Origin of the sequence: Halomonas sp. AOP43-A1-21 (assembly GCF_052376775.1) — a bacterium.
In the GTDB taxonomy this organism is placed as follows: Bacteria; Pseudomonadota; Gammaproteobacteria; order Pseudomonadales; family Halomonadaceae; genus Vreelandella; species Vreelandella colorata.
Genome location: NZ_JBQSWC010000019.1, coordinates 26655 through 49721 on the forward strand (window position 1 = coordinate 26655; position 23067 = coordinate 49721).

Sequence of the window (23067 nt, forward strand, 5' to 3'; positions counted from 1 at the left end):
GGTGCGTTTATGCCTTGTCGTCGTGGTACAGCGTTAGCGCCAGCGCTTCTTCGGGGCTGGTCACTACGCCTGCTATTGCACCGCGTTGAGTGAGTAGGTTTAGATGCCGTTTTTGCTTATCGCTGGGCTGCTTGCCGGGGCGCTTAATTTCAAGCCCGGTATAGATCGGTAGCGTTTGCCCAACATGAGCGGGTCGAATTAATTGAAAGGTCATGCCGAATAGATCGGTAAAGCCGGGGGGTAGCCCGGTTTGAAACGGACGCGGCTCAAATATGGTGATGCTGCCGTCTGGATTGCGCTGCACCCGGTTGCCCGTCCACGCCTGGCCCACGTTGGCGCGCCAGTACACGCCGCGCTTATGTGTGCTAAGAGCCAGGCGCGTTTCGTTCTGAATCTGGTGTTCGCTTTTAACGCTCAATGCTTGGCTCCTAAATCTTTGTCGTACACTTCCACTGGCGGCAACGGGGGCAGCGACGGCATGCGGCTCCAGTTGCCAGGCCTCACGCCGCCATTACGAAAACGCCCTTGATCGGCGGCTAGCTTTTGCTTCCATTTGACGTGTGCCCAGCCTGGCTCGTAGCCGTACTTCTGGGCTAAAAACATAAGGTCTGGCAGTGACTTGGCGGCTTTGATTTCGGCCTTTTTCTGGCGCTTTTCATTGCGCTGGCGCTCGACCTCTTGCAGCTTGCCCTCGGTTTCCTCCACTTCACGCTGCTTGACCTCGTATGGCTCGCCGCAGTCAGGGCATTCAGTCGGGCCGGGGCGGTGAACATGGCCGCAGGCCTCGCACTCTTTGATGGGGGAAACGGCAGCACTGGCGCCCTTCTTGCATTTTTTCTTACCCTCCAGCGACCACTCCCGCTCGTCGTCCGGCAGGCCGTGGCGTTCGCTGTTGCCTACGTGATCCAGAATCACTGCGTACTCTTTGCCCTCAGCGGGACGCAGTGCGCGGGCGATCTGCTGAATCCATAGGGCTTCTGATTGAGTGGCACGCAGAGATATAGCCACTTCGATGGCGGGAAGGTCGAAGCCTTCGCTAACCAGGTCAACCGTCACCAGGCCATGCAATTCGCCGCTGGCTAGTGCTTTCACTCGCTGGGCTACCAGGTCGTCACCATCGGCATTTTTGCCTTTGCCGCGTAACGTGCCGTCGAGAATGGCGAACTTGTAACCGGCTGCGCAGAAGCGCGCGCACACGTCTTCCGCGTGACGGCGGTTCATGCAGAAAACGACCGCAGGCCGCTCGTGGGCATGCTCGCGGTAGTGTTGAATCGCGTTGCCCGTGATCTTGGGCTTGTTGATGCGCTCGCTGGCTTCTTTCTTGTTGTAGTCGCCCCCTACTTTGCCCACGCCGGTCATATCGACCTTTTTTCCGCCAGTAGGCGCGAACATGCGGTAATCGCAGAGATTGCCCCAGTCCATAAGGTCGGCGGCGCTCGGGCCTTCTACGATGGCGTCAAAATAGCCCCCGTGACCGATGCCGAGCCCCTTGCCATCCAGGCGGATAGGCGTCGCCGTTAGGCCCATTTTCAAGGCGGCGGGATGGTGCTCGATGACCTTGCCCCACTGGCTGCCTTCGGTGACGTGGTGGGCTTCATCGGAAATAATCAGGTGTGGCTGCCAGCTCATTTTGTGCATGCGCTTGGCGTAAGTTTGAACGCTGGCCACCTGCACGCGGTGCTGCATTTCCGGGCGCACACCAGCGGCAATCACCCCGTGCTTAACGCCATAGGTGGTGAGTGCCGCTGAGAACTGGTCTACAAGCTCTTGGCGATGCACCAGAATGAGGACGTTGCGCTTTTTAGCGACGGCCTGGTCGATGATGTAGCAGCTTGTAAACGTCTTGCCGCCCCCGGCAGGCAGCACCAGGAGCGGCGCTTTGAATTTCTTGCGGAAGGCCGCGCGCACACCGTTGACGGTGCTTTGCTGGTAGCTGCGAAGATGCGCCCAGTTAGGGCTTTCATCATCCTTCTCTACCGGAATTGCCATGGCATAGAAGTGACTCAAGGGCACACCTCGCCACAAAAGGCGTCACACCACCGCCAGGCCGGTTCGCTGACATAGGAAAGACCTGCATACAGCGACCATGCAAACGCCACGGTAACGGCAACGTGAGGCCAGGAAGTGCGTTTCATCTATCACCCGACACGTCAAGCGGGTGGCTGGCTCGCGGGCCAATGCCAGCGAGATCGTTAGGCGTCACAGACGCACTGGTGAAGCGATAGATGGCGCGACGATTAGCCGTGCTGGGCTCTTGGCCTTGCTCCCAGCGCCAGTACATGGCAGGAGGAACGCCCAGCCAGCGAGCTGCTTCATGCCGGGTCATACCGGCAATGCGTTGGCGAAAATGACTTAATTGCAAGGCGACCTCCTTTATCACAGGAGGTAAACATTACCTGAAAAGTAATAAAAAAGACAATAGCGGGCTGTTATTGGGCTTGCATATTACCTAATGCACTAAATAAACCTAATAAGTTACACATAACCTCTTGTATTACTCGAAAAGTAATACGATATTGTTATCATTCAGCGGCGTCACAGGGGCGCCACTTATCGAAAAAAAATCAGGCATAGCAGTTAAATAAAGGAAGGAAGGGCGATGGAACTCAGCATTCGTGAGAAAAGACAGGCGCAGGGCATCACGGTTAGCGAGCTAGCAAGGCGCATGGGTACAAGTGTTGCGAACATGAGCCGCTGGGAGCGCGAGCCGCAGCGGGTCAACTTGGTAACGCTTGAAGAGATAGCCGCAGCGCTGAGTGTTCCCCCCGAAAGCCTTATTTCAAACAGCAATCAGTTAGCGATGACGAATAGCGAAGGGCTTGGTGCGAAAAATTCGCTTGTCGTGATGGTCAAGAGCTTGCAACCAGGCCGCCCGGACTTCCCGTTCGAGCGCAGCTATCTGTTGAGTATTACGCAGCGCCCGCACACCGAACTGGGTGCTGCGATAGTAGAAGACGACGCCATGGCCAATACACTGAAAATTGGTGACGCGCTGCTGATCGAGCCGTGCGATACAGCGGAGCGTCCGGGCATCTATGCGTCGAAGCAAGGAAACGTTCTCCGCGTGCGCCGTGTAATGGAGGGCTTGGAAGAGGGGCGTATAAGCATAATGACGGATAACGACGATTATCCCGACTTTGAAGATGTTGAGGTAGAAAGATTCCCAGTGACCGGCAGGGTGATCTGGATCGGGCGCTCTCTGAACGGCCCAGCATAAAAATGTTTCTTTGTTGACTCTCAGGTAATTAATACTCTAGCATTACTTTTCAAGTAATACAGGGCGGCGAAAGCTGCCCTTTTTTGGCCTTGACTGTTACCTGTAGGGTAACGTTTATCGCGAAGGGTAATGCTTTGACACACTCGCAGCACACAACAAAGGCGCCAGGGGTCTACTCAGACCTGTCTAATGCCGACTATCACGGGGGCGATGGCGTTTCCAAGTCCGGCCTCGACTTGATAGACAAGAATCCAGCTACTTACCGCTATGTAAAAACCAATCCCGAAGAACGCACTGAAACGCCCGATATGCGTATTGGGTCAGCACTTCATGCGGCTGTTCTGGAGCCTGAGCTGTTCGTCACTGAGTATTGCCGTGGGCTGCGCCGCCAGGACGTGCCCGAGGCGGTTGACGACCGTGAAGAGCTGGTGGCGATGGTTGAGGCGGTCAACAAACAGCGGATCGACGCCCACCCTAACGCTATCCGGGGCACGGACGAGCTTACCGCCAAAATCCAAGAGTTAAACAAGAGTCGCAAGGCCAAACTGCCGGTAAGCGGCAAGGCTGATGAACTGATTGCTCGCATTGTTGCAGAAATTCATGGCGGCGATGGCGAGGCGGCGACCGACCTTGATGGCATGAAGGCGACCGACCTGAAAGCGATTATTCAGGCCGAAAACGAAAAGCGTCCCGGCCTACTGTCACCCAGCGGCGACCGTAAAACGCTGGCTAAACGTCTGCGTGACAATGGCGTAGAGGTTGAGCTGTGGTCGGATATCTGCGAAGCCTTTGAAGCTGAGCACGGCACGACTTACATCATGGGTACCAGCGCGAGCCGTACCGATATGGCCGCCTGGCTAAATGCCAATGGCGTAGAGGTGACGCTGTGGTCAGACGTAGTAGAAGAGTGGAACGCTAATAACGGGCACCGCACGATTTTAAGCGATGCGGAGTACAGCCTGGTGATCGCTATGCGCGATTCCGTTATGGCCCACCCTGCCGCTGCCAAAATCATGCGCATGCAGGGCGTTGCCGAGCAAAGCATTTACTGGCGCGACGAAGAAACCGGCGAGCTTTGCCGAGTTCGCCCTGATTGGTGGGTGCCCGCTAAACGCCTGATGGCCGATGTTAAGACGACGGACGATGCAAGTCGTGAAGGCTTTATGAAGTCAATTAGCAAATGGCGCTACCACGTCCAGCACCCCTTTTACCTCGACGGCGCCAACGCCGCTATCCGCCAAGCCAACCTGCCCTACCCCGAGCAGCGCTATTTCGTTTTTATCGCCGTTGAGAAAAAGCCCCCCTATTGCGTGGGCGTGTACACCCTGACCGATGAATCCATTGAAGAGGGTCGCATGGAATACCGGCAGAACCTGTACGACTACGCCGCGTGTCGCGCCAACAACGACTGGCCCGCTTACAGCGACGGCATTGAAACCATATCCCTATCCGACTGGTACCTGCGCCGCGCCCGCGAACGCAGAGAAGCCGCTTAACAGGAGTATTAGCTATGTCAGTAATTCAGATTCGCCCAGCCGAACGCAAAGGCGCCCGGATGGTGATAGGCCTTGCAGGTATCAGCGGTTCCGGCAAGACCTTCTCTGCTTTGCAGTTGGCGTGGGGTATCGCGGGATATGACGCGAGCAAGGTGGGCCTGCTGGACACCGAAAACCGCCGTGGATCGCTCTACGCCGACGCACTGAAAGATGCCAACGGCAACACACACCAATTCATGATTGGCGACCTCTACCCTCCGTTTAGCCCTGACCGTTACGCAGAAGCGATCCACGCTTTCCAGAAAGCGGGCGTTGAGGTGCTGGTAGTCGACTCCACTACGCACGAATGGGAAGGCAGCGGTGGTTGTGAGGAAATTGCGCATAACACCAGCTCAAAAATGGCCGACTGGAAAAAGGCTAAGGCGGCTCATAAGCGCTTCATGAACGCCCTGCTGCAAACGGATATGCACATTATTCCGTGCATTCGAGCGCGCGAAAAAATGGACTTTACCGACCCGAAAAAGCCGGTGTCGTTAGGCGTGCAGCCGATTCAAGAAAAGAACTTTATGTTCGAAATGACGGCCAGCTTGCTTATGTGGAACGAAGGTACCGCGCAGCAAGTGCTCAAGTGCCCGGAAGAGTTGAAGCCGATCTTGGGCCGTGGCCAAGGCTACCTGACAGCGCAGGATGGATTTGCGCTTCGCCAGTGGGTGGCTGGTGCGGGCGGCAATCAGACGCTCGAAAAGTGGCGCAATCGTCTCCAGTCAATCACTGAGCAAGGCGAGAAAGTTGTCATGGACGCCTGGGGCAAGACGCCCGCCAAAATCCGCGATGCACTTGGCAATGACTTCTATCAGTCAATTATCAAAAGCGCCAAGGCGTTTGACCAGCAGTACCGCGACGAGCAGGCGGCCAAGTCAGGCAGCGGTGACGTGGCCGACCTCAATAACATGATTGGTGAAGAAGCGGACGCTGAGGCCGAGCGCGAGGAAGCGCTGGACGCCGAAGCCGAAGCCGAGCCCGCCGACGCTTACCCGGAAGACGAAAGCACAGAGCCCCAGCCGACCGACCAGGCCGATGGTGAAGCCGACCAGGAAGAGCCCGAGCCCGAGCCCGAGCCCGAGCACCGCGCTGCCGAGACACCTGAAATTTAATGCGAGCAACCACCGCTTCACGGCGCTTTATACAGCGCCGTGCCTATGCCACCTGGCTAAGCGGTGAGCGGCACCGATTCGAGGTGCCGCAGCACCATCATATTTACACCGACCAGGGCGATTACGTCATCGGCTGCGCCATTACCCATTGCGAGGTGTGGCGGCAACCGAAAGTTGATATCGCCGTTGTGGAATTGAGAGACGAAACCGTATGGCTGACATAGCCGACCTCGCCGCCGATCGGCAGGCATTGATTAATAACGTGAGCGCGTCCTTACGAAAAGACGTAAGCAACCGCCCTACCCCTAATGGCGAGTGCCATTACTGCGGTGATGACGTGACCGGCGAACGCATCTTTTGCGACTCGGTATGTGCCCGTAAGTGGAACCATGAGCAAGAGCGACTAAAAAGGAACGGACGATGAACCCTTTGGAATACACCCCGCTGGCGATGACGACCGCAAGCCCGAGCGCGGGGGATCACGGCGTCAGTAGCGACCTGGTTCATGCCGTGCTGGGCCTTTGTGATGAAGCAAAAGAGCTGGTGGAAGCGAAAACGACCGAGAACGTGATCGAAGAGCTAGGCGACCTGCTTTGGTTTGTCGCGCTGGTGGACTCCACGTTGGCGTTGAGCATTTTTGAGCGCTACAAGCTAGGCCGCGTAGAAGGCGCTACCCCGTATGACATTGTGTCGTCGGCGCTGGCCTTGTGTGGTCTGCTTAAAAAGCCCTATGCCTACGGCAAAGGGCTGCCGACAGACGAAATGGCCCACCATCTTTTCGTGATTATCAATGCCGTTGAGACGATGGCCCTGCGCCTGAGCATGACGCTTGCGGAGGTCATGGAGCTTAACTTGCTAAAGCTCAAGATGCGCTTTCCTGAGCGCTTTAACTGTGCGGCTGCTATCGGGCGCAACGTTGCCCATGAAAGGGCGCTGTTTGAGCACTGGCAAACCGTCCTACCCATCATTCGCCGCTCGGCAGTGTGGTTCCTGTGCCAAGTCGAAGACCTGGAGAATACCAAGTCGTATCTGGGCACGCATCACGCAGGCATGAGCGACACAAAGTACCTCAAGCCCGTGGCGAATAACCGTCCAGGCTATTGGCTGGCATACGCCCTCCCCTCCACTGAACAGGAAGCAATCTAATGGCACGCGGTATTAATAAGGTCATCCTGATTGGCAACCTTGGCCAAGACCCGGAAGTGCGCTTTACGCCTGCCGGGGCGGCAGTCGCCAATTTGAACCTCGCTACCAGTGATACGTGGCTGGATCGCCAAAGCGGTGAGCGCCAGGAACGTACCGAGTGGCACCGTGTCGTTCTTTTCAACAAAACGGCGGAAATTGCCCAGCAGTACCTCAAGAAAGGCGCCAAGGTCTATATCGAAGGCCGCCTACAGACACGTAAATGGCAGGATCAGAGCGGCCAGGATCGTTACAGCACTGAAATCGTGGCCAACGATATGCAGATGCTCGATGGCCGCAGTGGTGACTTCCAGGGCGACCAGCAGAATCAGCCCCCGCAGAACCAGCGGCAACCGACCCAGAGCACCGCCCAGCAGCCCCCGGCCCGGCAGCCCAGCACACCACCAGTGCAAAACAACAGCCCTGCCAACCCGAACGCTAATCCGGGCGCGCCAAGCCCCGATAGCTTTGACGACTTCGATGACGAAATTCCGTTTTAGCGCATTCAAGTAGTTGATTTAATTCAATTAATATAAATTAGGGTTAAAATGAAAGCTGAATTTATTGCGTTGGATAGTGTTGCGTTCAAGGCCGGTATACTGACTATTTTGGCGGCTGAAATCACTCAGTGGACGTATGCCGAGCTGCTTGAGAAGACGCTTGCGGTACGGGAGCGCCTGGGCCTTGAGGATCACCAGTTAACTGCCGCGATTGCCGGTCAGTCAGTAGACGACATTATCCTCCTGGTAGGCGGCTGTGCGGTCAATAAGGCCCGCTTTGAAGAGCACAAGGCTCAAGTGCAGGACGAAGAGCTGGCGCGGGGCTTGATGCGTGATGCTGTTGAGGCGGCGAGCGTGGGTAGCGAGGCCGTCAATGAAGATGGCGAGTCAATCATGCAGTCAACCGTGGATGCGTTTAATGCCGTGACCGGCTGCGATTTAAGCGAGGCTGAGGGATTTATCTTCTTGGCACTTGAACGGCTGACCGCCAGCTGCCAGGGAAACGGGATCGACTACCCGGAAGCGGCTCGCTTTGTAACGCTTACCGGGCAGGCTGAGGCGAAGCGCCAGCGTCGTGTAGGTATGTCGGCAGAGGTGGCGTTATGACGTGCCCCTGGCTCCCTTCTCCTATCGAGATAGAAGGCCTAACGGGCGTTCCTTGGACGCCCAAGACAGCAGAGGGTCAAATTCGCTACCGGGTAGAAGCGGTTGCAGCAGGAAGCGGTATGTTGAAGGGCGTGCCTATCGTCATGTATAGCGACCTCCAGCAGCCCACACACATCAATGCTATGACGCTGCAACAATTCAGGCACGTCATGAAGCCCATTCACAACGATTAAGTAGCAACGACAAGGCCGCCTACGGGCGGCCTTTTAGCATGGAGCCCGACTGATGCGACTCACTACCCAAGACCTGAAAAAAGCGGCTGAGATTAGCGCTAAGGCCAAGGTGGTAAAGGCGGCACCCAAGCGCCTGGATGAAGTAAGCGATGCCGAGCTGGAAGCAATGTCGATGGCCAGCGTAAGTAAATTAGAGGGCTGCGAAGTGAGCAAGTCTACGCTCTTTGCCCGGATAAACTGCGAAGGCATGAGCGTTCGCGAGGCGGCAGAAATGCCTCCTAAAAAGCCCAAAAAGCACAAGCCCAGCCGAGTGGCCAAAGGAAGATTCCACTGGGAATTATAATCAAAATCCGCGTCCATTAGACTAAAGTATATTACACGCAATGCAATGTATTGGGGTAGTCTATGTGTATCGAAAACGCACACGGAGATTTACCCATGATGAACGCAGAACACAAAAAACTGATTGGCTTGGCGGTAGGTGTACTTGGCTTTGTAGGACTGGCGGTGGCTGGTCAAATGGACGAAGGAAATAAGGCCGATGTGGATGCAACACACCAGCGGTATTGTGACAATATTGCCCTTTGGAACGCCGAAGCTGCACGCGGCATCCCAGAGATTGAGCGCACGGGTCACGATGATTGGCGTGGCACTGCATCGCGTTACTGCAAGGGTTCAAACATCGCCCGCTAAAGCCTGTCAGGTGAACCATGAAGCCTCCTTTAACGGGGGCTTTTTTGTGGCTGGAATCCCTGCCTTTGCGCTAAGTTTGCGCGGGTTTTGCGCACTCATTTAGCTAGGGTTGCGCGGATTTAATACACTTTTTGCGCGCCCTTCTCCTAGCCTGCTCGGGTTTGGCTCGCTATTTGCGCACCTGTTTATAGCCTATTGCTCGCTTTTAGCTCGACTATTGCGCGGGTTTTGCGCGAATACATATGCTTGCGCGGCTATTGCGCGGTTTTTTTTCGGGTTTTGCGCGCTTTGCTCTTGCTAGTGCGTTTTGCTCAGTCTAATCTATGTGAAGTTCATGCGCGGGGATGGTTATGAAAGACGATAATTTAGACCACCTGATACCCCGTAAAAAAGAGATTCACCAGGTATCAGGATGGGCGTCTGTACAGCTGCGCTATATCCGTGAAGAGCTAAAACCGTTAGTAGAAAGTGGCATGCCAGTGAAGCACATTATGAGACTGTTGGAGCCGTTAGAAATAACGCAGCGCCGTGAAACGGTAAGACAGTTTTTGCTTGATGAGTTTCCAGAGCATTACGCTCGCTACTATGCCAAAGGCGACACGGCCAAGCGGATACGCGGGCAGGTTTCGGAGCAAAAACCGATACCCAAAACAGTACAGCGAGAAGCACCAAAAAAAGACACGCCTATAGCACCAGTTGAAACACCAGCGCCGCCCAAGGCAGCCGCTAAACCGGCACAAGGCACCAGGCGGTTAAACGTGGAAGGCATGTTAAGCAGCGCCAGCGAATTTACCGCTGGCAAACACCTCGATAAGCAAGGAGAAAACGAATGATCCTGGTCATCAACACGAAAGGCGGTAGCGGAAAATCCACGGCATCCATGCAGCTATTGGCCCCTTGGGTACTCAGTCGTACAGGCAAAGCGGCGGTGGTTGAACTGGACGATGAAAACCACGATAGCGCCGATTACACCGACAGCGCGATCCAGTCAGAGCGCGTAATGGTCGGCAAGGAAGTCGATGCAGAATATGCGATTGATGAACTGGTAGACCGCACAGACGATAACTTTGTGATTGCGGATATCGGCGGCAACCGCACCAGCGCAATGGCGCTGCAACATATCGGTGCGCGTGGCTATGATGCGTTCATTAACTTGATCGTCATTCCTGTATCCGGCCCTGGGCAAGACGTTAAAAACGCGCAGAAGACGCTCGATCACGTCCGCAACCTTATGCCCGACTATGAAGGGCCGGTGCTAATGGTGATGACGCGCACTACGACCACTGATGTGCGCAGCGTGCGCCGTCGCATGCCGGACGCCTTTCATCTACTCGCAAAGGAGAAGTTGGCCGGGCCAATCATCCTGCCGACTGATAATTCTTTTCCAATGAGCCGTATGCTCAAAATGTCAGTATGGGAAATTGGCCAGCAGGGCGACGAGCTGAAAAAGCAGTTGCGCGCAGCAATGGGCAAGGCTCGCCAAAACCCTGAAAAACGCGAAGAGCTGGCGCTATTGAACTCGGTCGTATCGGACTCTTTAGTGATGCACGAATATCTTGAGCAGCAGTTTGGCGAACTGGATAAGGTGCTTGATCTTCGCGCAGCGTTGCGCGCAGGGGGCGATGCAGAGGAAGACGCGCCAGCAGCCAAAGCAAGCAGCAAGGCCAAAGCGAGCGCATAGAAAAAAGCCCTTATCTGGCGGGCACCAAGATAAGGGCAGTACCACGCAGTAACGAGCAAACGTGATAGCGGCGATCATAGCATATATGGTCGCCGCTTTTGCTTTGGCGGCATTTAGCGCTACGCTCGATGCAGACGGCGATCAATGAGGCGAAGTCATGGTAATGGCGTCTATATGGCTTAAATGGGGCGATGTAGACGCCCAAAGCAAGCAAAGCAGGCCTGACAGGGCGGTGCTACTAGATTTACACGCGCTGGGGCTCTTTGAGCTGAATGGCATGCCGGTACAGCAATGGGCGTACCTTCCACCCATCGAACCAGGTGCATTGCTCGAAGTGGTCATGCTGGATCGGGGGGCCGTGGTGCAAGTGGTGGATGCAAGCGCCCCTACGCTTATGCCAGGGCCATTGCTTTTGGTCTGCGATAGCGCAGGGGAAGAGGGCGAGGTGGCCGTGGCCGTACTGGTGGATACGGTAGAATTTTGTGGGCCAATATTGCATCATATGAAATAAAAGAGTTGACCGTTTTTTACTTTAAAAGTAATGTTGTTGCCTATAAGGGCATTCACATACTTTTAAGGTAATTCGCCATGTTTAGGGCCACCAATGTGCGCATTTATCCCACCGCTGAACAGGCTGATTTTTTAAATCGCCAGTTTGGGCAGGTGCGGTTTGTGTACAACTCGGCCCTACGCATCATGTCGCACCGCTACAAGCGCCATGGTGACAAGCTGACCGCTCGGCATGATATGAGTAAACTGCTGACCAGGGCGAAGAAGTCGGCGCGTTACGAATGGCTGAAAGAGACGGATTCCCAGGCATTAAATAAGGCGCTGGATAACCTGGACGATGCCTTTCAACGCTTTTTCAAAGGGCAGGGTCGCTACCCGAACTTCAAGCGCAAGCACGGAAAGCAGTCCAGCACTCATAGGACAAGCCTAAAAGTAGGTGAGCACTCCATCAAGATACCCAAGCTAAGCCCGATCAAGGCCAAGATTCACCGGGCAGTTGAGGGCAGGGTGCGCAGCATTACCATTAGTCGCACGCCTACGGGTAAGTATTTCGCCTCTATCTTGGTGGATACGCCCCAAGTGGAAACCAAGCCGCTAACCAATCTCTCCCTGGCTGGCGTGGTAGGGCTTGATATGGGGCTAAGCCACCTGCTGATAGACTCTAACGGCCACAAAACGGCTAACCCGAAGTTTCTCAAAAACGCCCAGGCTAATTTGAAGCGCAAGCAGCGTAAGCTCTCGCGCAAGAAGAAAGGTAGCGCTAACCGCACCAAGGCGAGGGTACTGGTTGCCAAGGCCCATGAGCGCGTAGCCAATGCCCGTAACGACCTGCAACACAAGCTGTCTCGTAAGATTGTTGACGATAACCAAGCGGTGATTGTCGAGACACTAAAAGTAAAAAACATGATGAAAAACCACTGCTTGGCGGGCGGTATAGGCGATGCGTCATGGGGCGCGTTGCTGACTAAGCTGGAGTACAAGGCCAAGGCGCAAGGCAAGCCAGTGGTGAAGATAAGCCAGTGGTTCCCTAGCTCTAAAACGTGCCACAAGTGCCAGCATAAGGTTGACGCCAATGTGGATGGCATCGACCTTAGCAAATTGAATATTCGTGAATGGATGTGCCCAAAGTGTAACGCCGTTCACGACCGGGATATTAATGCCGCGCTAAACATTAAGCAGCAAGGCATTGTCCAGTTAAAGGCGGAAGGGTTTTCCGTCTCTGCCCGTGGAGGCAAGCAGAAGTCTCGCGTCAAATTGACGAAAGCAGCTGCCGTTGAAGCGGGAAGCAACGCGCAAAGGGCGCTCGCGCTCTAGTGGCAAGTCAGGTGCGTAGCAGGCCACATTTTGAGAGTGGCCAAAACGATGTATCACCGGTGGCAAGTCAGGTGCGTAGCAGGCCACTTCGCGATCAAGTCCGGGCGTTCAGTGGTTTCGTGGCAAGTCAGGTGCGTAGCAGGCCACAGCTCCAGGCTTAAATGCACAGAATGAGTCTGGTGGCAAGTCAGGTGCGTAGCAGGCCACAGTGAGTGCGTTGGAAACACACATTCAATTCACGCGCGTAGCGCTTGGCGTTAAGAAAGACGGAACGCAAATAACCCTTTTCTAAAGGTATTTGCAACCCACTGAATTTAAACGACGCGCCAGCGCTCATTAAAAAAGGGTGCTGGCGCGTTTTATTGCATTTTATGCAATAAAAGCTATTTTTTTATGACTGCCGAAAAGGTAGCTTAGAAAACCTTCGAGCCGCCAGAACCGGAAGGCGGGAAGTGAACTGCCGAACAGGTAGATTGAGCCCCATTGCCCTGCGGGTTGCAGAGCTTTTCCGTTTCATGATTTACCGTGCCAGGAGGTTTAAATGAGCAGCAATACAACACGCCTCGCGCCCAAGGATCGCAAGGCATTTTTCGACGCACAAATCAGAGCCAAGACGTTAAAGCGCCGTGGTGTGCGGCTATCAGTATCGGCGCTCGATGTGCTGGTAGAAGACTTTAAATTCCACCCGCCAAGGGGATTGGCGCGGCGTTTTGCGCATGATCGTCCGCGCGCAAGTGACGATGCCTACCTGGCGAGCCTGCTAGGCACTTCACCAGGGTACTGGCTGCGAATGGCGAAAGAAGGGCCATCTTATCGAAACGTGTGGGATGCTTTGGAAGATACGCCTACCAGGCTGTATAACGAATAACCCCGGCACTAGGGCCGGGGCTGTCTGTCGGGCTTAATCGAACGTGGGCGCGCTTTCTACGCTACCGTAACCGGGCACGTCGGCGCGATTGAACTGCGGCCTTGGCACGCTTTCACCGATAAACTTTCCGCCGCCCAGGGGGAGGGTGGGCGCTTTTTCTCGGTCGACCCGCGCCACTTGCTCGAAAAACGCAATTTCCTTGGCCACGTCGCCCGCCTCGACTGCCTCTAGGACGTGCTGGGGAACCATGACGTGATAATCCTTGGCCCACTCCACCAGGCGCGCTTTGCGTGAGTCACCGGCCTGGCGAGCCGTTTCTAGCTCGCTTTCAAGCTCCAGCAACCGCGACTCCAGAATTTGCGTGGTTTCCATCAACTCCACTTCCCGTTCACCCGCTGCCGCTACTGCCAGGTAGGGGCTGGTAAACGTATCGGTATAGAGCCGGGCCTTGTCTTCACTCAGGCCGCATGAGCGCATGGCTTCAAAAATCTGGTCGCGTTCATCGCTCAGCTGGCTGGCGCTCTCCATAATCTGGTAGCTGCGGTTGCTTGAGTAGCCTGGCGTCATCACGTAGTCCATGCCGTGATAGGAGCTAAGCCGGGTAGCGGAGGTGCGATGGCCGTCGCGGCCACCTGTAGCCCACGAAAAGCCGCCCACCTGCGACTGCATCATGGCCTGCACCGCTTTGCCGGGATCGGTGCTGAGAATGTCTTGTACGTGCTCTACATTGCCATCGTTATCAATGCTAATGGCCTTGGTGACGCACGCCGGGATATTCTCAATCACGATAGGGCCGCTGGGGGTCTGTACCGTTTCGACCTCGCTTAGGTCGAGCTTGCCGGTGATCTGGCGGCGGCCATGGCCAAAGTAGCCGGTAGCCTCACGCAGCTTGATGCGTTCGCGGGTCGCCGGGCTTTCCAACACCTGGCGCACGTTGTCAATTTCGTACTTACGAAAGTTGCCGCTAATCTTGCGGCCATGGTCGAAAATATTAAACGAAAGGGTTACTTCTTTATTGCTGCTCATGCGGCTATCTCCAGCTCGGCTAAGACTTCATAAATGAGGGTTTTAAGTTGATCTTGCTGCGCCTGGTTGACGCTCTCCCCGATGATTTCCCCGCCGTCTTCATCGACTTCCGGGGCGACCTTTTTCACGTCAGCAAGGAAGCGCTTGGCCTTCTCTTCATCGACCTTCATCAAGTCAGTCAATAGCCAGTTTTGGAACTCATTGGTCTTCACATTGCCCAGCATCGGGTCAATCATTTGCATCAAGCTGGTAACGCTGGTGGCGAACTGCACCTGGCGCTCGGATTCTTCCGCTTGCTCGCGCGCAATCGCCGTATTCAGCGAGTGGAAACGCACCTGCCACGGCCTGTCGGATGCCGTAAACACCTTGCCGTACTTGTAAGCAATGTGAATGTCGAAAAGGCGCTGAATCATCGCCTCGACAGCAGTGCGCACCATGTTGGCTTTCATTGCTGCCATGACGCTTACCCGGAAAAATCCGCCGTCGCCCATGCCCCCGCTCATTTGTTCACCGAAGCCGAGTAGGGCGGGTTCAATACCAATAGCGCCGCCCAGGCGGTTGACGTGAAAATTAACGTCGGCAATGTCGGCAATGTCGGGCTTGCCTTCCACCGTGGAAATATCCAACTGCCCCTGGCCAGCGCTAAAAATGGGGATGATGTGATTCCAAACGGTTTGCACGTAGCCTTTACGCAGCGATTGCTTAGCTTGCGCGGTGCTGGCCTTCTGCATTTGGCCGCCGATGGTGTTGAGGTATTCAGCGGCCTTCTGAGGGTTCAGCTTGCCCGTTTGTACCCCAATCAATCGCTCGACGTTGGCCGCGTTCTTGCGGCTCATGTTGAGCGATAAAATAGCTTCTTGAAGGTCTGTCCATGGCTCGAAGGCGGTTTCGATCAGGCTGGTACCGTAGTCCTGAGACTCGATATAGCCCTCTCCTTTCCAGTCATCGCTATCAATGCTGAACGTGTCGCCGTTGTGGCGGTGTGGCTCGCGGTTGAAGTGGTCGAGCTGCCAGTTGGGCAGTTTGATTTCCACATACGACCAGGGCGCCATAAGCCGCAGTATGCCCTTGGAGCGCTCATGGCCGGTTAGCTGCTGCCAGCTGCTTGCAAAGCCCGCCAGGTTGCCCACGCGCTCGAAGCGGCTAGTGAAGTCGGGCAGGGTGTAGTAGTCGTGGCGTACCTGGGTAACGCCCACACCTTGCTCGCCATACACGCGCAACGGCTGCCAGCCCAGCAGGCAAGCACCGTAAGCCCACTTTTCCAGGTTGGCGTTTAGCAGCGCCTTGAAGGAGTTGCGCAGGTCTTCAACAATCTCTTCATGATCGTTGCCGTCCACGCTGTCTATGCTGATTATCTCCCCGGTTTCCGGGTTCGATGAAAGCGCATGCGAAAGGTGCATTTTAAGCGCGCTGTCTATCGTCGGGTCTTTGCCCATCAGGCGAAGTGTGGCGTACTTTTCCAGCCGACTAACCGGCATGCGGCGGATTAGTAAGTTGCCGTCCGGTGCCGACTTGACGCCCTCTTTAGCATCCACCATGCCGCCTGACTCGCCATCAAGCATAGAGCTTGCCCCGGAGCCTGGCGTGGAACTGGCCACGCCCCCGGATTGAACGCTTAAAGGTGATGTTTCCAGGTCGTCGGCGTGGCTTGCGCGAAACAGCTCAGTCCATACGCTGCCCTTGGTGGCCTTGGGCTTTTTAGGTGACTTCGCCATTACGCCCTCCGCGTGTTAGTAGCGTGCGCGCCATCAAAATGCCTTCCAGCTCTTCATCGCCCACGTAGTAGGTGCCCGTTTCGCCATCGTCATAATCGACGGTGTGGCTCGGGCTTGTCAGTAGGCCGGTGCTAAAAGCGTGCTCAGCAAAGGTGTAAGCCGCTGCAATCGTAAGCCGGGGCGTTGAATAGGTGAGGTCGCTTAGTGCGTCATCGTCGTCTATTTCCGTCCCGAACTGGGTGTAGCCCGCCTCAATCAGCAGGGCTTTCAGCGGCCACCAATAGGGGCCGAAGCCCCGGTATTGCGCTGGGTGACGCGATAGCGTGCTGGCGATGCCCCGCAGATAAGCGGCGACAAAATCGCCGCCGCCTGATTCGGTGCTAATCAGCTGTTCCAATGCGTCAATGCTGTAGCGTGCCAGGGTCATTGAAATGCCTCCATTAGCGCATCGTAGTCGAGTCCATCAGCGGGCATGTGCCACCACAAATTGTCATCAAAAATTGTCCAAGTGGCATTGTACCTTGATTGTAACGATTTGTTACCTGCCAGGATATTCGCGAGGTGGCCACTTTTACCTGACGGGTCAAAAAGCATGAAACGCTCGCCGGGCTGGCTGGTGGTAGCGGGTGCGCGGGATTTACGGCGCCCGCCGCCCTTGGGCTGCCAGGTGCTTTCGCTGGCGTTAAGCTTCACTTCGATGCCGTGGCCTTCAAAGAAGCCCGCTACGCCTTCCGGCAGGCTCTCTGCCAGTGCTTCGGCACGTTCGCTTGCCGCTTGCCGCTCGGCTTCTTGCTCGGCCTCCTGAGCGGCCTGCTTCGCGTTGGCCAGGCTAACCAGGCGTGCCTCAGCGTCATCAATGAACGCGGTCAAACGGTCGGCATAATCAACGGCCTGCCGCTCGATCAGCGCACGCAAAGCTCTTACGTCTACGTCGTAACCGGCCTCTTTAAGTTCTGTTTCCAGCGTTCTGTCCATGCCCGCTGCAAAGCGGTAGGAAAAAGCGTGGTAACGGCACGTCGCCAGGCGGGCGCGGATAACGGCAGGCTCGATGTATTCGCCTTGCGTCAATTTGAGCGCCATCGGCGCGCTGGTTTCGTCGGTGACTTCGTTCTGGAGCAACGTGTACTTAACGGCAAGCGTCTCGCTAACGGTTTCGACCATTACGTTATCGGGCACCGGATTGCCGTAAGCCTGCATGCCCTCAGCAAGCCAGTCTTCGCCCAGCAGTTCGCGCGCAAGGCCATCCACGGCGCTTTGCTGGTACTTGTCACGGCGGGCCTTGATGGCGGCGGCCATGGCGCGGTCGCGCCACGCCTTTTCGGCAGGCCGTGGTTTTACAATCTGACCACCTTCATCCAGTACGCTACGGGCTGCGCGCTTCTCGGCAATGATTAGCTCGCCATTGCTGTCAGCGACGATCAGGTGCCCGTAAGTAAGTCGATCAAGTAGCTTGGTACCACGCTCGGCAAGCCAGGCGTCGTCTACCGCCATGCCTTGCAGCGACGTGTAGCCGATGCTTTGACCGTTACTCAAAATATGCTGGTCGATCTGCTCCTGGGTCAGGCTAACCGAGGTGTAGGCGCCCATCTGATTAATCGGCGTGCTGGTAGGCTTGGCGTGCGGGTTGCGGCTGGCCAGGTCTTTGAGCTGCACGGTGCCAGCGGCCTGATCCAACGCCACCACTTGCAGTAGCGCGCCGTATTGGGTGGTAAATACCTGGCCCTGCTCCACGATATCGCCGCTTAGGGTGGTCAGGTAGTTGCCATCATTCATCAAGCGCTTGGCGTCCAGGTCGATACGCCCCTTGTCTTGCTCATTAGCAAGGCGGCCTTCAATTTGACGTATTTCTGCCTTAGCCTTTTCACGCTTGGCCTGCATGCGTGCGCGGGCCTCGTCTTCATCGCGGCCACGCTCGCGGGCATTGTAGGCTGCACGGCTTTCAGCGCTGTCGTAATTGGCCAAAAACGCTTTGTGCCGTTGCAGGTTGGACAAGTCAATACTGGCGCGACGGTTGGCGCGGGCGCGTACCTCTTCGGCCTGGCGCTTACGCTGTGCCTCGATCCGGGCGCGGGCCTCTTCGGGGTTGGCGGCAAGCATGATGGCCATATCGTCCTCGCTACCGGCGTTGGCGTTCGCTGCCGTAGCGGCGTCGCCGTAAAACAAGTCTTTGATCCAGGTCGATTTGCGCTTGAGCGATTCAAGGCGGTAGCCGTCAAAGCTGCCCTTGCCCATGTAGTAAATCACATCGACATTGGCAGACGTGTTGCCCTGGCGAACGCCGCGCCCGTTGCGCTGCTGGATGCTGGCGGGCGTCCATGGCAGGGTCAGGTGGTGTATGGCCGTGGTGCCTTTCTGCAAGTTGACGCCGACCTCGGCCTTTTTGTTGGCGATGATGATGCGGGCCTTGCCGGTGTTGTAGGCGTTGCTGATTTTCTCCAGCTTGTCGCCTTTAGCGGTATCGGCGTTAATGATGCCGATTTCATCCGCCTGGATCGGCAGGTGGTGGGTAATGATCCGCTTGATTTTTTCGTGCTGGGATTTTTCCTCAGTGAAAATGATCTGCTTGCCGCCGCGCTCATACTCTTTGCGCAGGTTATCCAGCAGTTTGGCGTACTTGGGCATAACCGGGTGGGCTACGTCCTTTTCCGTGATGCCGAACTTGGAAAGGCGCTTGACGACTTCCTGCTCATAAAACTCAGGCACTACCAGCAGCAGGGCGCCGTCGTTGTTGTCCAGGCGGTAGGCGCTCTCCAGGGTGACTGGCACGTTCTCCATTTCGCCGGTTTCTTCGTCACGCAAACGGCGGGTGACGCTTTCCGGCAGGTCGGCTACCAGTTTTTTCACGTTATCCCGGTAGCGGTCGGGCAGGGTGAAGCTCATGGTGCGCAGGTACAAATCCATGTCGGTCGTGATGCGATCCATATCACGAATGATGGCGAATACCGGGCGGGATTCTTCTACCGTAAAGGTGCCGTCTGCGTGCTCGGTAAGCTCCGGCTCCTTGTTGATTGCATCCGCCTCTTGGCGCAGCTCTTCGTAAATATCCGCCTGCTCTTGGGTCATATCGACTGTGGCATGAACCTCAGTGCTATCAGGCATCTTGAGGCTGTTATCGGCGTCGTTTACGTCCTCAGCGCTCTTCATGTTGGTAAAGCGGTGGAACAGGTTGCGCAGTGCATCCAGGTTCTGGAAGCCCGACACGCCTTCCTCGTTCACTACGTCCCCGGAAAGCTTGGTGCGGGATACCTCTTCGATCTGGCAGAAGTGCTGCACAAAATCATCAACGTTGTTAATGCCCATGCGCTCGAAAAATTCCGCCGGCACAATGTGGCTTAGCATGTTGTAGATTTCGACCGGCGAGTTAGTCACCGGGGTGGCAGTCAGCATGACCGGGCCTGCACCGTTGTTGCGGCTGCGCAGGTGATCCATCTTGACGGCCATATCAACACTGCGCTTGGCCGGTATCGGCGTCGGCAGGTAAGCCAGGCGTTGGGTTTCGCCGTTAGCCTGGTAGGTGTTTTTGTATTCGTGGCCTTCATCCACGATCACGCTGTCAAAGCCCATATCCTCAAAGAACGGATACTCGCCTTTTTTCCGGGTGCCGCCGTCGTTGAATTTCTGCTGGTACTTCTCGGATTTCTTTGCCGCGTCATAAGAGCCGTTGCGGCCAAGCTTTACGTCCTCGCCTTGCGCCAGGCTTGCGGCGTAGCTATCGCTTAGCAGGTTCCGGTCTACCATGCGGTCGGCGTAGGCTTCGCGAGTCTCCGGGCGCAGCGGGATCATGCCGAAACGCTCGCGGGAAACGACCACTAAGGTTTTGCTGGTCTGGGGAATGTCGTTCATCTTGTTAAAGATGGTGTCCGCGCTATCGGCGGTCAGTACGTCCCGGTATTGCACTTCACCGTTACGACCGATCTTGGGCGAACCCTCTTCATCGAGTACCGGCTCGCGCTCAATCACGCCGCCTTTTGACTTCGGCGTGAACCCCACAAAGTGAACGTGATCCATGGATTTATGGAACTGGCGGGTTTCGTGGTACCAGTTTTCAAGCACCGCGTTGGGTACCACGATACAGGCCCGTTTCGCGCGGCCCTTTTGGGCGTTGTACTGCGCCAGCGATAGCGCTGACAGGGTTTTGCCCAGCCCCACGTCAAACGCCAGTATGCCCCGGCCTTCATCGCTTAGACGGCGCACGCCCGCCGCCTGGTAGTCGTGGGGGATGATCCAGTCAGCGACGTTTTCTAATTGCAGGTCGCTGCCGTCATACTCCATGGCAACGTGGTCGTTAAACACATCGTTGTAATGCGCGACCAGGCTGTCGACTTCTTCCTGCTGGCGAATCCAGACGTTGAACTCTTCTTCCAGGTCGCGAGCGCGCTGTTTGTAATCGGCGGCAATTTCGGCCTTGCTGGACGTAATGGCCTTGCCGTTCAGGTAGCCAAACAGCTGTTTTTCAAACGCCTTGAGCCTGCTGCCAAAGGCCTCGACAAACTCTCCCTGGGCCGCGTTGTACTGGAACTCGCTGGCATGGCCACGATCATCTAGGAAACGTTCAATCAGCTTGCGGTCGTACCACTTGTCGCGAAGGCTAAACACAATGTTGTCTACGTCCGTAAACTTGCGTTTCGCGTTGATCGCGTCAATTTGGCGCTGCATTTTTTCGGCAAGCACGGGGCTCTCTTCACCTGCCATGGCGCGCTCAAGGGCGGCAGTCTTTTTGACCACGTTGCCACTGGCAAAGAACTCCATGGGCTGCAATAGGCCTTCTGCGGTCACGGCGATGCTGTCATGCTTGGCCATGCCCTCAAGCGTCAGCTCGCCATCGCCCGTGTACGCTGCTTGGGCTATATCCAGAGGGATGGGGGCGCTACCGGCCATGATGGAGGCGTATCGGAGCGCTTCTGCCGGATCGTTAAGGTCATACGCCTGGCCACGCTCGCCAGCTCGCTTGCCGGTTAGCAGGTCAGAAAATCCGCCGTCCTTGGTCATCGAGCGGGCGAAGGCAGCAACGTTGCTGGCACCTTGGCCATTGACCTGGCGAAGCTTGGCGTCTTTTGCGGGGTTGCCGTACTGCTCGACTTCGGCAGTCACCAGACGTTGCAGCTGCTCCCGGCTGGCGTCGTCGGCCTCGCCAGTCTCGCTAACCTGGCGCGCATAGCCGCTAATCTCTGCCCCGATCAGCGCCGCGCGGTAAACGCGCTCACGCATGCCCTTTTCAGCGCCATAGGCGAGCGCAACGGCCTGTTTGATACTGGTGGCGGCGTTTTTCGCGAACGGGCTTTGTAGGCCGTTTTGGGCCTGCTCAAGCGTCAATGTCAGCGCACCAGCCGGGCTGCCCTCTAAGACGCCCTCAAGCACCTTGCTGTCAGTGACACCGTAACGCGCGGCATCAAGTGTGCCGTCGCTTAAAATGCCGCTGCTGGCCTCAACCTTTTGCCACTCACCGGCTACCATTTCGTGCATTTGCATGCCGATAACGCGGCGGTCGCCATCCAGGTAGTTGCGGGTAATGGTTTCGGCGGTGTCCAGCGCGGAGAAGTCAATCCGGCTCTCAAACTTGCGCGCCATCAGGCGTTTCAGGCCTGCGTTGTCGATCTTGCTTTCAACGCGGGTGCGGAAGCCCTCAACAATCTCGCCGTGTACAAAACGCTTGCCCTCGCGCTCGAACCAGCGGCCACTGATAAACGTGTCCCAGTGGACGTTGGCGCTTGTGAGGGTGTCCGCCGTCAGGTCGGGGATTTTCTGCGTCAGGTCGCGGCTGTGCTTACGCATAATCAGCACGTCTACGATAGTATCCGTGCCGTTGCCGTTAGCACCGCCAAAAGTGCCGCTGGGGAGCTTGTGGGCGCCCAAAAACTCAGCCTTGCGGGTAATGTCGCGGCGCCAGTTAATGAACGCCTTGGAGCGCTTGCTGACAATGTTGGGCGGCACTATCAGGGCGACCAGGCCGCCGTGACGCACCTTGTCGATAGCACGGGTGACAAAGTAGCGCTCCATTTCTTTGATATCTTGATATTCCGGGTCGAACTTCGCCCACTTGCCGCGCGCATCGCCAAACGGGACGTTGCCCACGACGCTATCAAAGCTGTTGTCGTCGGCGCTGGCACACAGCTGCTCAAACGACTGGTTAGTAACGTCTTCATCGGGGTGGAGTAGGGCGGCCACGCTGGAGCTGGTGGGGTCGATTTCCGCCCCGGAGACTTTGGCGCCCTTGGGCTTAGTGGCCAGAAACACGCCGGAGCCGGTAGACGGCTCCAGCACACTGCCATTCTCAAAGCCGTTAGCCGCCAGGGCATCCCATACGCCCTCAGCAATAGGGGTGGGCGTGTAGTATTCAGACAAGCTGTTGTCGTCTGCAATGCCGCCGCGCCCGCTGTACTGCATCAGTACGTCGCGCTCTTCGTCGGTCAGTAGGGTAGGGTCGCCATTAACGCGGGCCACAATCGCGCGCGCCTGGTCGTTGATTTCTTTGCGGGCCTTCTGGCCACGCTTGCGCAAGCCAAACTGCATCTGCCCTTGTAGGCTGCTGGCCGTGTCGGTGTTGCCTGTCTCGTCAGCAAGGCCTTTAAGCGCTGTGATGATCGCGCCGAAAACCGTAGATTGCTGGATTCGCTCTACAGCACTGGCCACCGTGGGAGCAGCAGCACGCTCTAAAATCTGGGGCATAAACGGCTCTTTCGTATAAAGGGGTAAGTAACCGCCTTATTTTACCCTATAGGTAAAGTTTTCTCACGAAAGGTAAACTTTTGTAACGCCGCGGCTAAGGCTTGAAGGCCTGCCAGGGGTGGTATATGCTCAACTTGTTACCGCTACCGCGAAGGTAGCTTAGAAATTCCCTGCGCTAGCGGGGCTGAGCCGAACGGGTAGATGTA

The 23067-nt window shown here is 56.3% G+C and carries 23 protein-coding genes; 15 read left to right on the forward strand and 8 right to left on the reverse strand.

From position 1 onward, the window contains the following. Nucleotides 1-7: 7 nt before the first annotated feature. Genes ACT3R7_RS11850 through ACT3R7_RS11865 form a run of 4 tightly spaced genes read right to left on the reverse strand, consistent with a single transcriptional unit; the run spans nucleotide 8 to nucleotide 2362 of the window. Nucleotides 8-418 (reverse strand): VRR-NUC domain-containing protein, encoded by a 411-nt coding sequence (locus ACT3R7_RS11850; RefSeq protein WP_496199160.1) that lies wholly within the window; start codon nucleotides 416-418, stop codon nucleotides 8-10. Then, entirely contained in the window at nucleotides 415-2007 is a 1593-nt protein-coding gene (locus ACT3R7_RS11855) for a DEAD/DEAH box helicase family protein (protein ID WP_496199161.1), read from the reverse strand. The genes ACT3R7_RS11850 and ACT3R7_RS11855 overlap by 4 nt, the downstream gene beginning before the upstream one ends. Then, the gene (locus tag ACT3R7_RS11860) at nucleotides 2004-2135 is read right to left on the reverse strand and encodes a hypothetical protein (RefSeq protein ID WP_496199162.1); all 132 of its coding nucleotides are present in this window, start codon (nucleotides 2133-2135) and stop codon (nucleotides 2004-2006) included. Before ACT3R7_RS11860 ends, ACT3R7_RS11855 begins: the two co-directional genes overlap by 4 nt. After that, nucleotides 2132-2362, reverse strand: a complete 231-nt coding sequence (locus ACT3R7_RS11865) for a hypothetical protein (protein WP_496199163.1) — start codon at nucleotides 2360-2362, stop codon at nucleotides 2132-2134. Before ACT3R7_RS11865 ends, ACT3R7_RS11860 begins: the two co-directional genes overlap by 4 nt. Nucleotides 2363-2599: 237 nt before the next feature. Between ACT3R7_RS11865 and ACT3R7_RS11870 the strand changes: the two genes are divergently transcribed. The 15 genes from ACT3R7_RS11870 to ACT3R7_RS11940 all read left to right on the forward strand — a co-directional run bounded on the left by ACT3R7_RS11870 (nucleotide 2600) and on the right by ACT3R7_RS11940 (nucleotide 13454). After that, complete coding sequence (locus ACT3R7_RS11870) at nucleotides 2600-3217, forward strand: XRE family transcriptional regulator (protein ID WP_496199164.1); 618 nt, start codon at nucleotides 2600-2602, stop codon at nucleotides 3215-3217. Between the two features lie 134 nt (nucleotides 3218-3351). Continuing rightward, nucleotides 3352-4713, forward strand: a complete 1362-nt coding sequence (locus ACT3R7_RS11875) for a PD-(D/E)XK nuclease-like domain-containing protein (protein WP_496199165.1) — start codon at nucleotides 3352-3354, stop codon at nucleotides 4711-4713. A gap of 14 nt (nucleotides 4714-4727) precedes the next feature. Further along, nucleotides 4728-5867, forward strand: coding sequence for an AAA family ATPase (locus ACT3R7_RS11880; protein WP_496199166.1), 1140 nt, complete (start codon nucleotides 4728-4730; stop codon nucleotides 5865-5867). Next, entirely contained in the window at nucleotides 5867-6091 is a 225-nt protein-coding gene (locus ACT3R7_RS11885; protein WP_496199167.1) for a hypothetical protein, read from the forward strand. The genes ACT3R7_RS11880 and ACT3R7_RS11885 overlap by 1 nt, the downstream gene beginning before the upstream one ends. Nucleotides 6092-6287: 196 nt before the next feature. Further along, the gene (locus tag ACT3R7_RS11890) at nucleotides 6288-7013 is read left to right on the forward strand and encodes a hypothetical protein (protein WP_496199168.1); all 726 of its coding nucleotides are present in this window, start codon (nucleotides 6288-6290) and stop codon (nucleotides 7011-7013) included. Further along, a complete protein-coding gene (ssb, locus tag ACT3R7_RS11895; protein ID WP_496199169.1) occupies nucleotides 7013-7549 on the forward strand; it encodes a single-stranded DNA-binding protein in 537 nt (178 codons plus the stop codon). The genes ACT3R7_RS11890 and ssb overlap by 1 nt, the downstream gene beginning before the upstream one ends. Before the next feature lie 48 nt (nucleotides 7550-7597). Next, nucleotides 7598-8155: a hypothetical protein gene (locus ACT3R7_RS11900; protein WP_496199170.1), complete on the forward strand. Its 558-nt coding sequence runs from the start codon at nucleotides 7598-7600 to the stop codon at nucleotides 8153-8155. Then, nucleotides 8152-8388 carry a hypothetical protein gene (locus ACT3R7_RS11905; protein ID WP_496199171.1) on the forward strand — a complete coding sequence of 79 codons (237 nt, stop codon included), beginning with the start codon at nucleotides 8152-8154 and terminating at the stop codon, nucleotides 8386-8388. Before ACT3R7_RS11900 ends, ACT3R7_RS11905 begins: the two co-directional genes overlap by 4 nt. 52 nt (nucleotides 8389-8440) lie before the next feature. Then, a complete protein-coding gene (locus ACT3R7_RS11910; protein WP_496199172.1) occupies nucleotides 8441-8731 on the forward strand; it encodes a hypothetical protein in 291 nt (96 codons plus the stop codon). Nucleotides 8732-8826: 95 nt separating this feature from the next. After that, a complete protein-coding gene (locus tag ACT3R7_RS11915; RefSeq protein WP_496199173.1) occupies nucleotides 8827-9081 on the forward strand; it encodes a hypothetical protein in 255 nt (84 codons plus the stop codon). 350 nt (nucleotides 9082-9431) lie between these two features. Beyond that, on the forward strand, nucleotides 9432-9914 hold the full coding sequence (locus ACT3R7_RS11920) for a hypothetical protein (protein ID WP_496199174.1): 483 nt from the start codon (nucleotides 9432-9434) through the stop codon (nucleotides 9912-9914). Next, nucleotides 9911-10762 (forward strand): division plane positioning ATPase MipZ, encoded by an 852-nt coding sequence (locus tag ACT3R7_RS11925; RefSeq protein WP_496199175.1) that lies wholly within the window; start codon nucleotides 9911-9913, stop codon nucleotides 10760-10762. Before ACT3R7_RS11920 ends, ACT3R7_RS11925 begins: the two co-directional genes overlap by 4 nt. A gap of 157 nt (nucleotides 10763-10919) precedes the next feature. Beyond that, the gene (locus ACT3R7_RS11930) at nucleotides 10920-11273 is read left to right on the forward strand and encodes a hypothetical protein (protein ID WP_496199176.1); all 354 of its coding nucleotides are present in this window, start codon (nucleotides 10920-10922) and stop codon (nucleotides 11271-11273) included. Between the two features lie 77 nt (nucleotides 11274-11350). Next, complete coding sequence (locus ACT3R7_RS11935) at nucleotides 11351-12586, forward strand: RNA-guided endonuclease TnpB family protein (RefSeq protein ID WP_496199177.1); 1236 nt, start codon at nucleotides 11351-11353, stop codon at nucleotides 12584-12586. Between the two features lie 541 nt (nucleotides 12587-13127). Then, on the forward strand, nucleotides 13128-13454 hold the full coding sequence (locus ACT3R7_RS11940) for a hypothetical protein (RefSeq protein WP_496199178.1): 327 nt from the start codon (nucleotides 13128-13130) through the stop codon (nucleotides 13452-13454). A 33-nt stretch (nucleotides 13455-13487) separates the two neighbouring features. Here the strand turns inward: ACT3R7_RS11940 and ACT3R7_RS11945 are convergent, their stop codons facing one another. The 4 genes from ACT3R7_RS11945 to ACT3R7_RS11960 are packed head-to-tail and all read right to left on the reverse strand — an operon-like array spanning nucleotide 13488 to nucleotide 22861. Continuing rightward, nucleotides 13488-14480, reverse strand: coding sequence for a hypothetical protein (locus ACT3R7_RS11945; protein ID WP_496199179.1), 993 nt, complete (start codon nucleotides 14478-14480; stop codon nucleotides 13488-13490). Then, a complete protein-coding gene (locus ACT3R7_RS11950) occupies nucleotides 14477-16195 on the reverse strand; it encodes a portal protein (RefSeq protein ID WP_496199180.1) in 1719 nt (572 codons plus the stop codon). The genes ACT3R7_RS11945 and ACT3R7_RS11950 overlap by 4 nt, the downstream gene beginning before the upstream one ends. Then, nucleotides 16179-16622 carry a hypothetical protein gene (locus tag ACT3R7_RS11955; RefSeq protein WP_496199181.1) on the reverse strand — a complete coding sequence of 148 codons (444 nt, stop codon included), beginning with the start codon at nucleotides 16620-16622 and terminating at the stop codon, nucleotides 16179-16181. The genes ACT3R7_RS11950 and ACT3R7_RS11955 overlap by 17 nt, the downstream gene beginning before the upstream one ends. Continuing rightward, nucleotides 16619-22861, reverse strand: a complete 6243-nt coding sequence (locus ACT3R7_RS11960) for an SNF2-related protein (protein ID WP_496199182.1) — start codon at nucleotides 22859-22861, stop codon at nucleotides 16619-16621. The genes ACT3R7_RS11955 and ACT3R7_RS11960 overlap by 4 nt, the downstream gene beginning before the upstream one ends. Nucleotides 22862-23067 lie beyond the last annotated feature (206 nt).

Coding starts and splice junctions, on each gene's coding strand:
- ACT3R7_RS11860 (WP_496199162.1), bottom strand. CDS start 2,135: ATGAAACGCACTTCCTGGCCTCACGTTGCCGTTACCGTGGCGTTTGCA.
- ACT3R7_RS11870 (WP_496199164.1), top strand. CDS start 2,600: ATGGAACTCAGCATTCGTGAGAAAAGACAGGCGCAGGGCATCACGGTT.
- ACT3R7_RS11880 (WP_496199166.1), top strand. CDS start 4,728: ATGTCAGTAATTCAGATTCGCCCAGCCGAACGCAAAGGCGCCCGGATG.
- ACT3R7_RS11885 (WP_496199167.1), top strand. CDS start 5,867: ATGCGAGCAACCACCGCTTCACGGCGCTTTATACAGCGCCGTGCCTAT.
- ACT3R7_RS11890 (WP_496199168.1), top strand. CDS start 6,288: ATGAACCCTTTGGAATACACCCCGCTGGCGATGACGACCGCAAGCCCG.
- ssb (WP_496199169.1), top strand. CDS start 7,013: ATGGCACGCGGTATTAATAAGGTCATCCTGATTGGCAACCTTGGCCAA.
- ACT3R7_RS11900 (WP_496199170.1), top strand. CDS start 7,598: ATGAAAGCTGAATTTATTGCGTTGGATAGTGTTGCGTTCAAGGCCGGT.
- ACT3R7_RS11905 (WP_496199171.1), top strand. CDS start 8,152: ATGACGTGCCCCTGGCTCCCTTCTCCTATCGAGATAGAAGGCCTAACG.
- ACT3R7_RS11910 (WP_496199172.1), top strand. CDS start 8,441: ATGCGACTCACTACCCAAGACCTGAAAAAAGCGGCTGAGATTAGCGCT.
- ACT3R7_RS11915 (WP_496199173.1), top strand. CDS start 8,827: ATGATGAACGCAGAACACAAAAAACTGATTGGCTTGGCGGTAGGTGTA.
- ACT3R7_RS11920 (WP_496199174.1), top strand. CDS start 9,432: ATGAAAGACGATAATTTAGACCACCTGATACCCCGTAAAAAAGAGATT.
- ACT3R7_RS11925 (WP_496199175.1), top strand. CDS start 9,911: ATGATCCTGGTCATCAACACGAAAGGCGGTAGCGGAAAATCCACGGCA.
- ACT3R7_RS11930 (WP_496199176.1), top strand. CDS start 10,920: ATGGTAATGGCGTCTATATGGCTTAAATGGGGCGATGTAGACGCCCAA.
- ACT3R7_RS11935 (WP_496199177.1), top strand. CDS start 11,351: ATGTTTAGGGCCACCAATGTGCGCATTTATCCCACCGCTGAACAGGCT.
- ACT3R7_RS11940 (WP_496199178.1), top strand. CDS start 13,128: ATGAGCAGCAATACAACACGCCTCGCGCCCAAGGATCGCAAGGCATTT.
- ACT3R7_RS11945 (WP_496199179.1), bottom strand. CDS start 14,480: ATGAGCAGCAATAAAGAAGTAACCCTTTCGTTTAATATTTTCGACCAT.
- ACT3R7_RS11950 (WP_496199180.1), bottom strand. CDS start 16,195: ATGGCGAAGTCACCTAAAAAGCCCAAGGCCACCAAGGGCAGCGTATGG.
- ACT3R7_RS11955 (WP_496199181.1), bottom strand. CDS start 16,622: ATGACCCTGGCACGCTACAGCATTGACGCATTGGAACAGCTGATTAGC.
- ACT3R7_RS11960 (WP_496199182.1), bottom strand. CDS start 22,861: ATGCCCCAGATTTTAGAGCGTGCTGCTGCTCCCACGGTGGCCAGTGCT.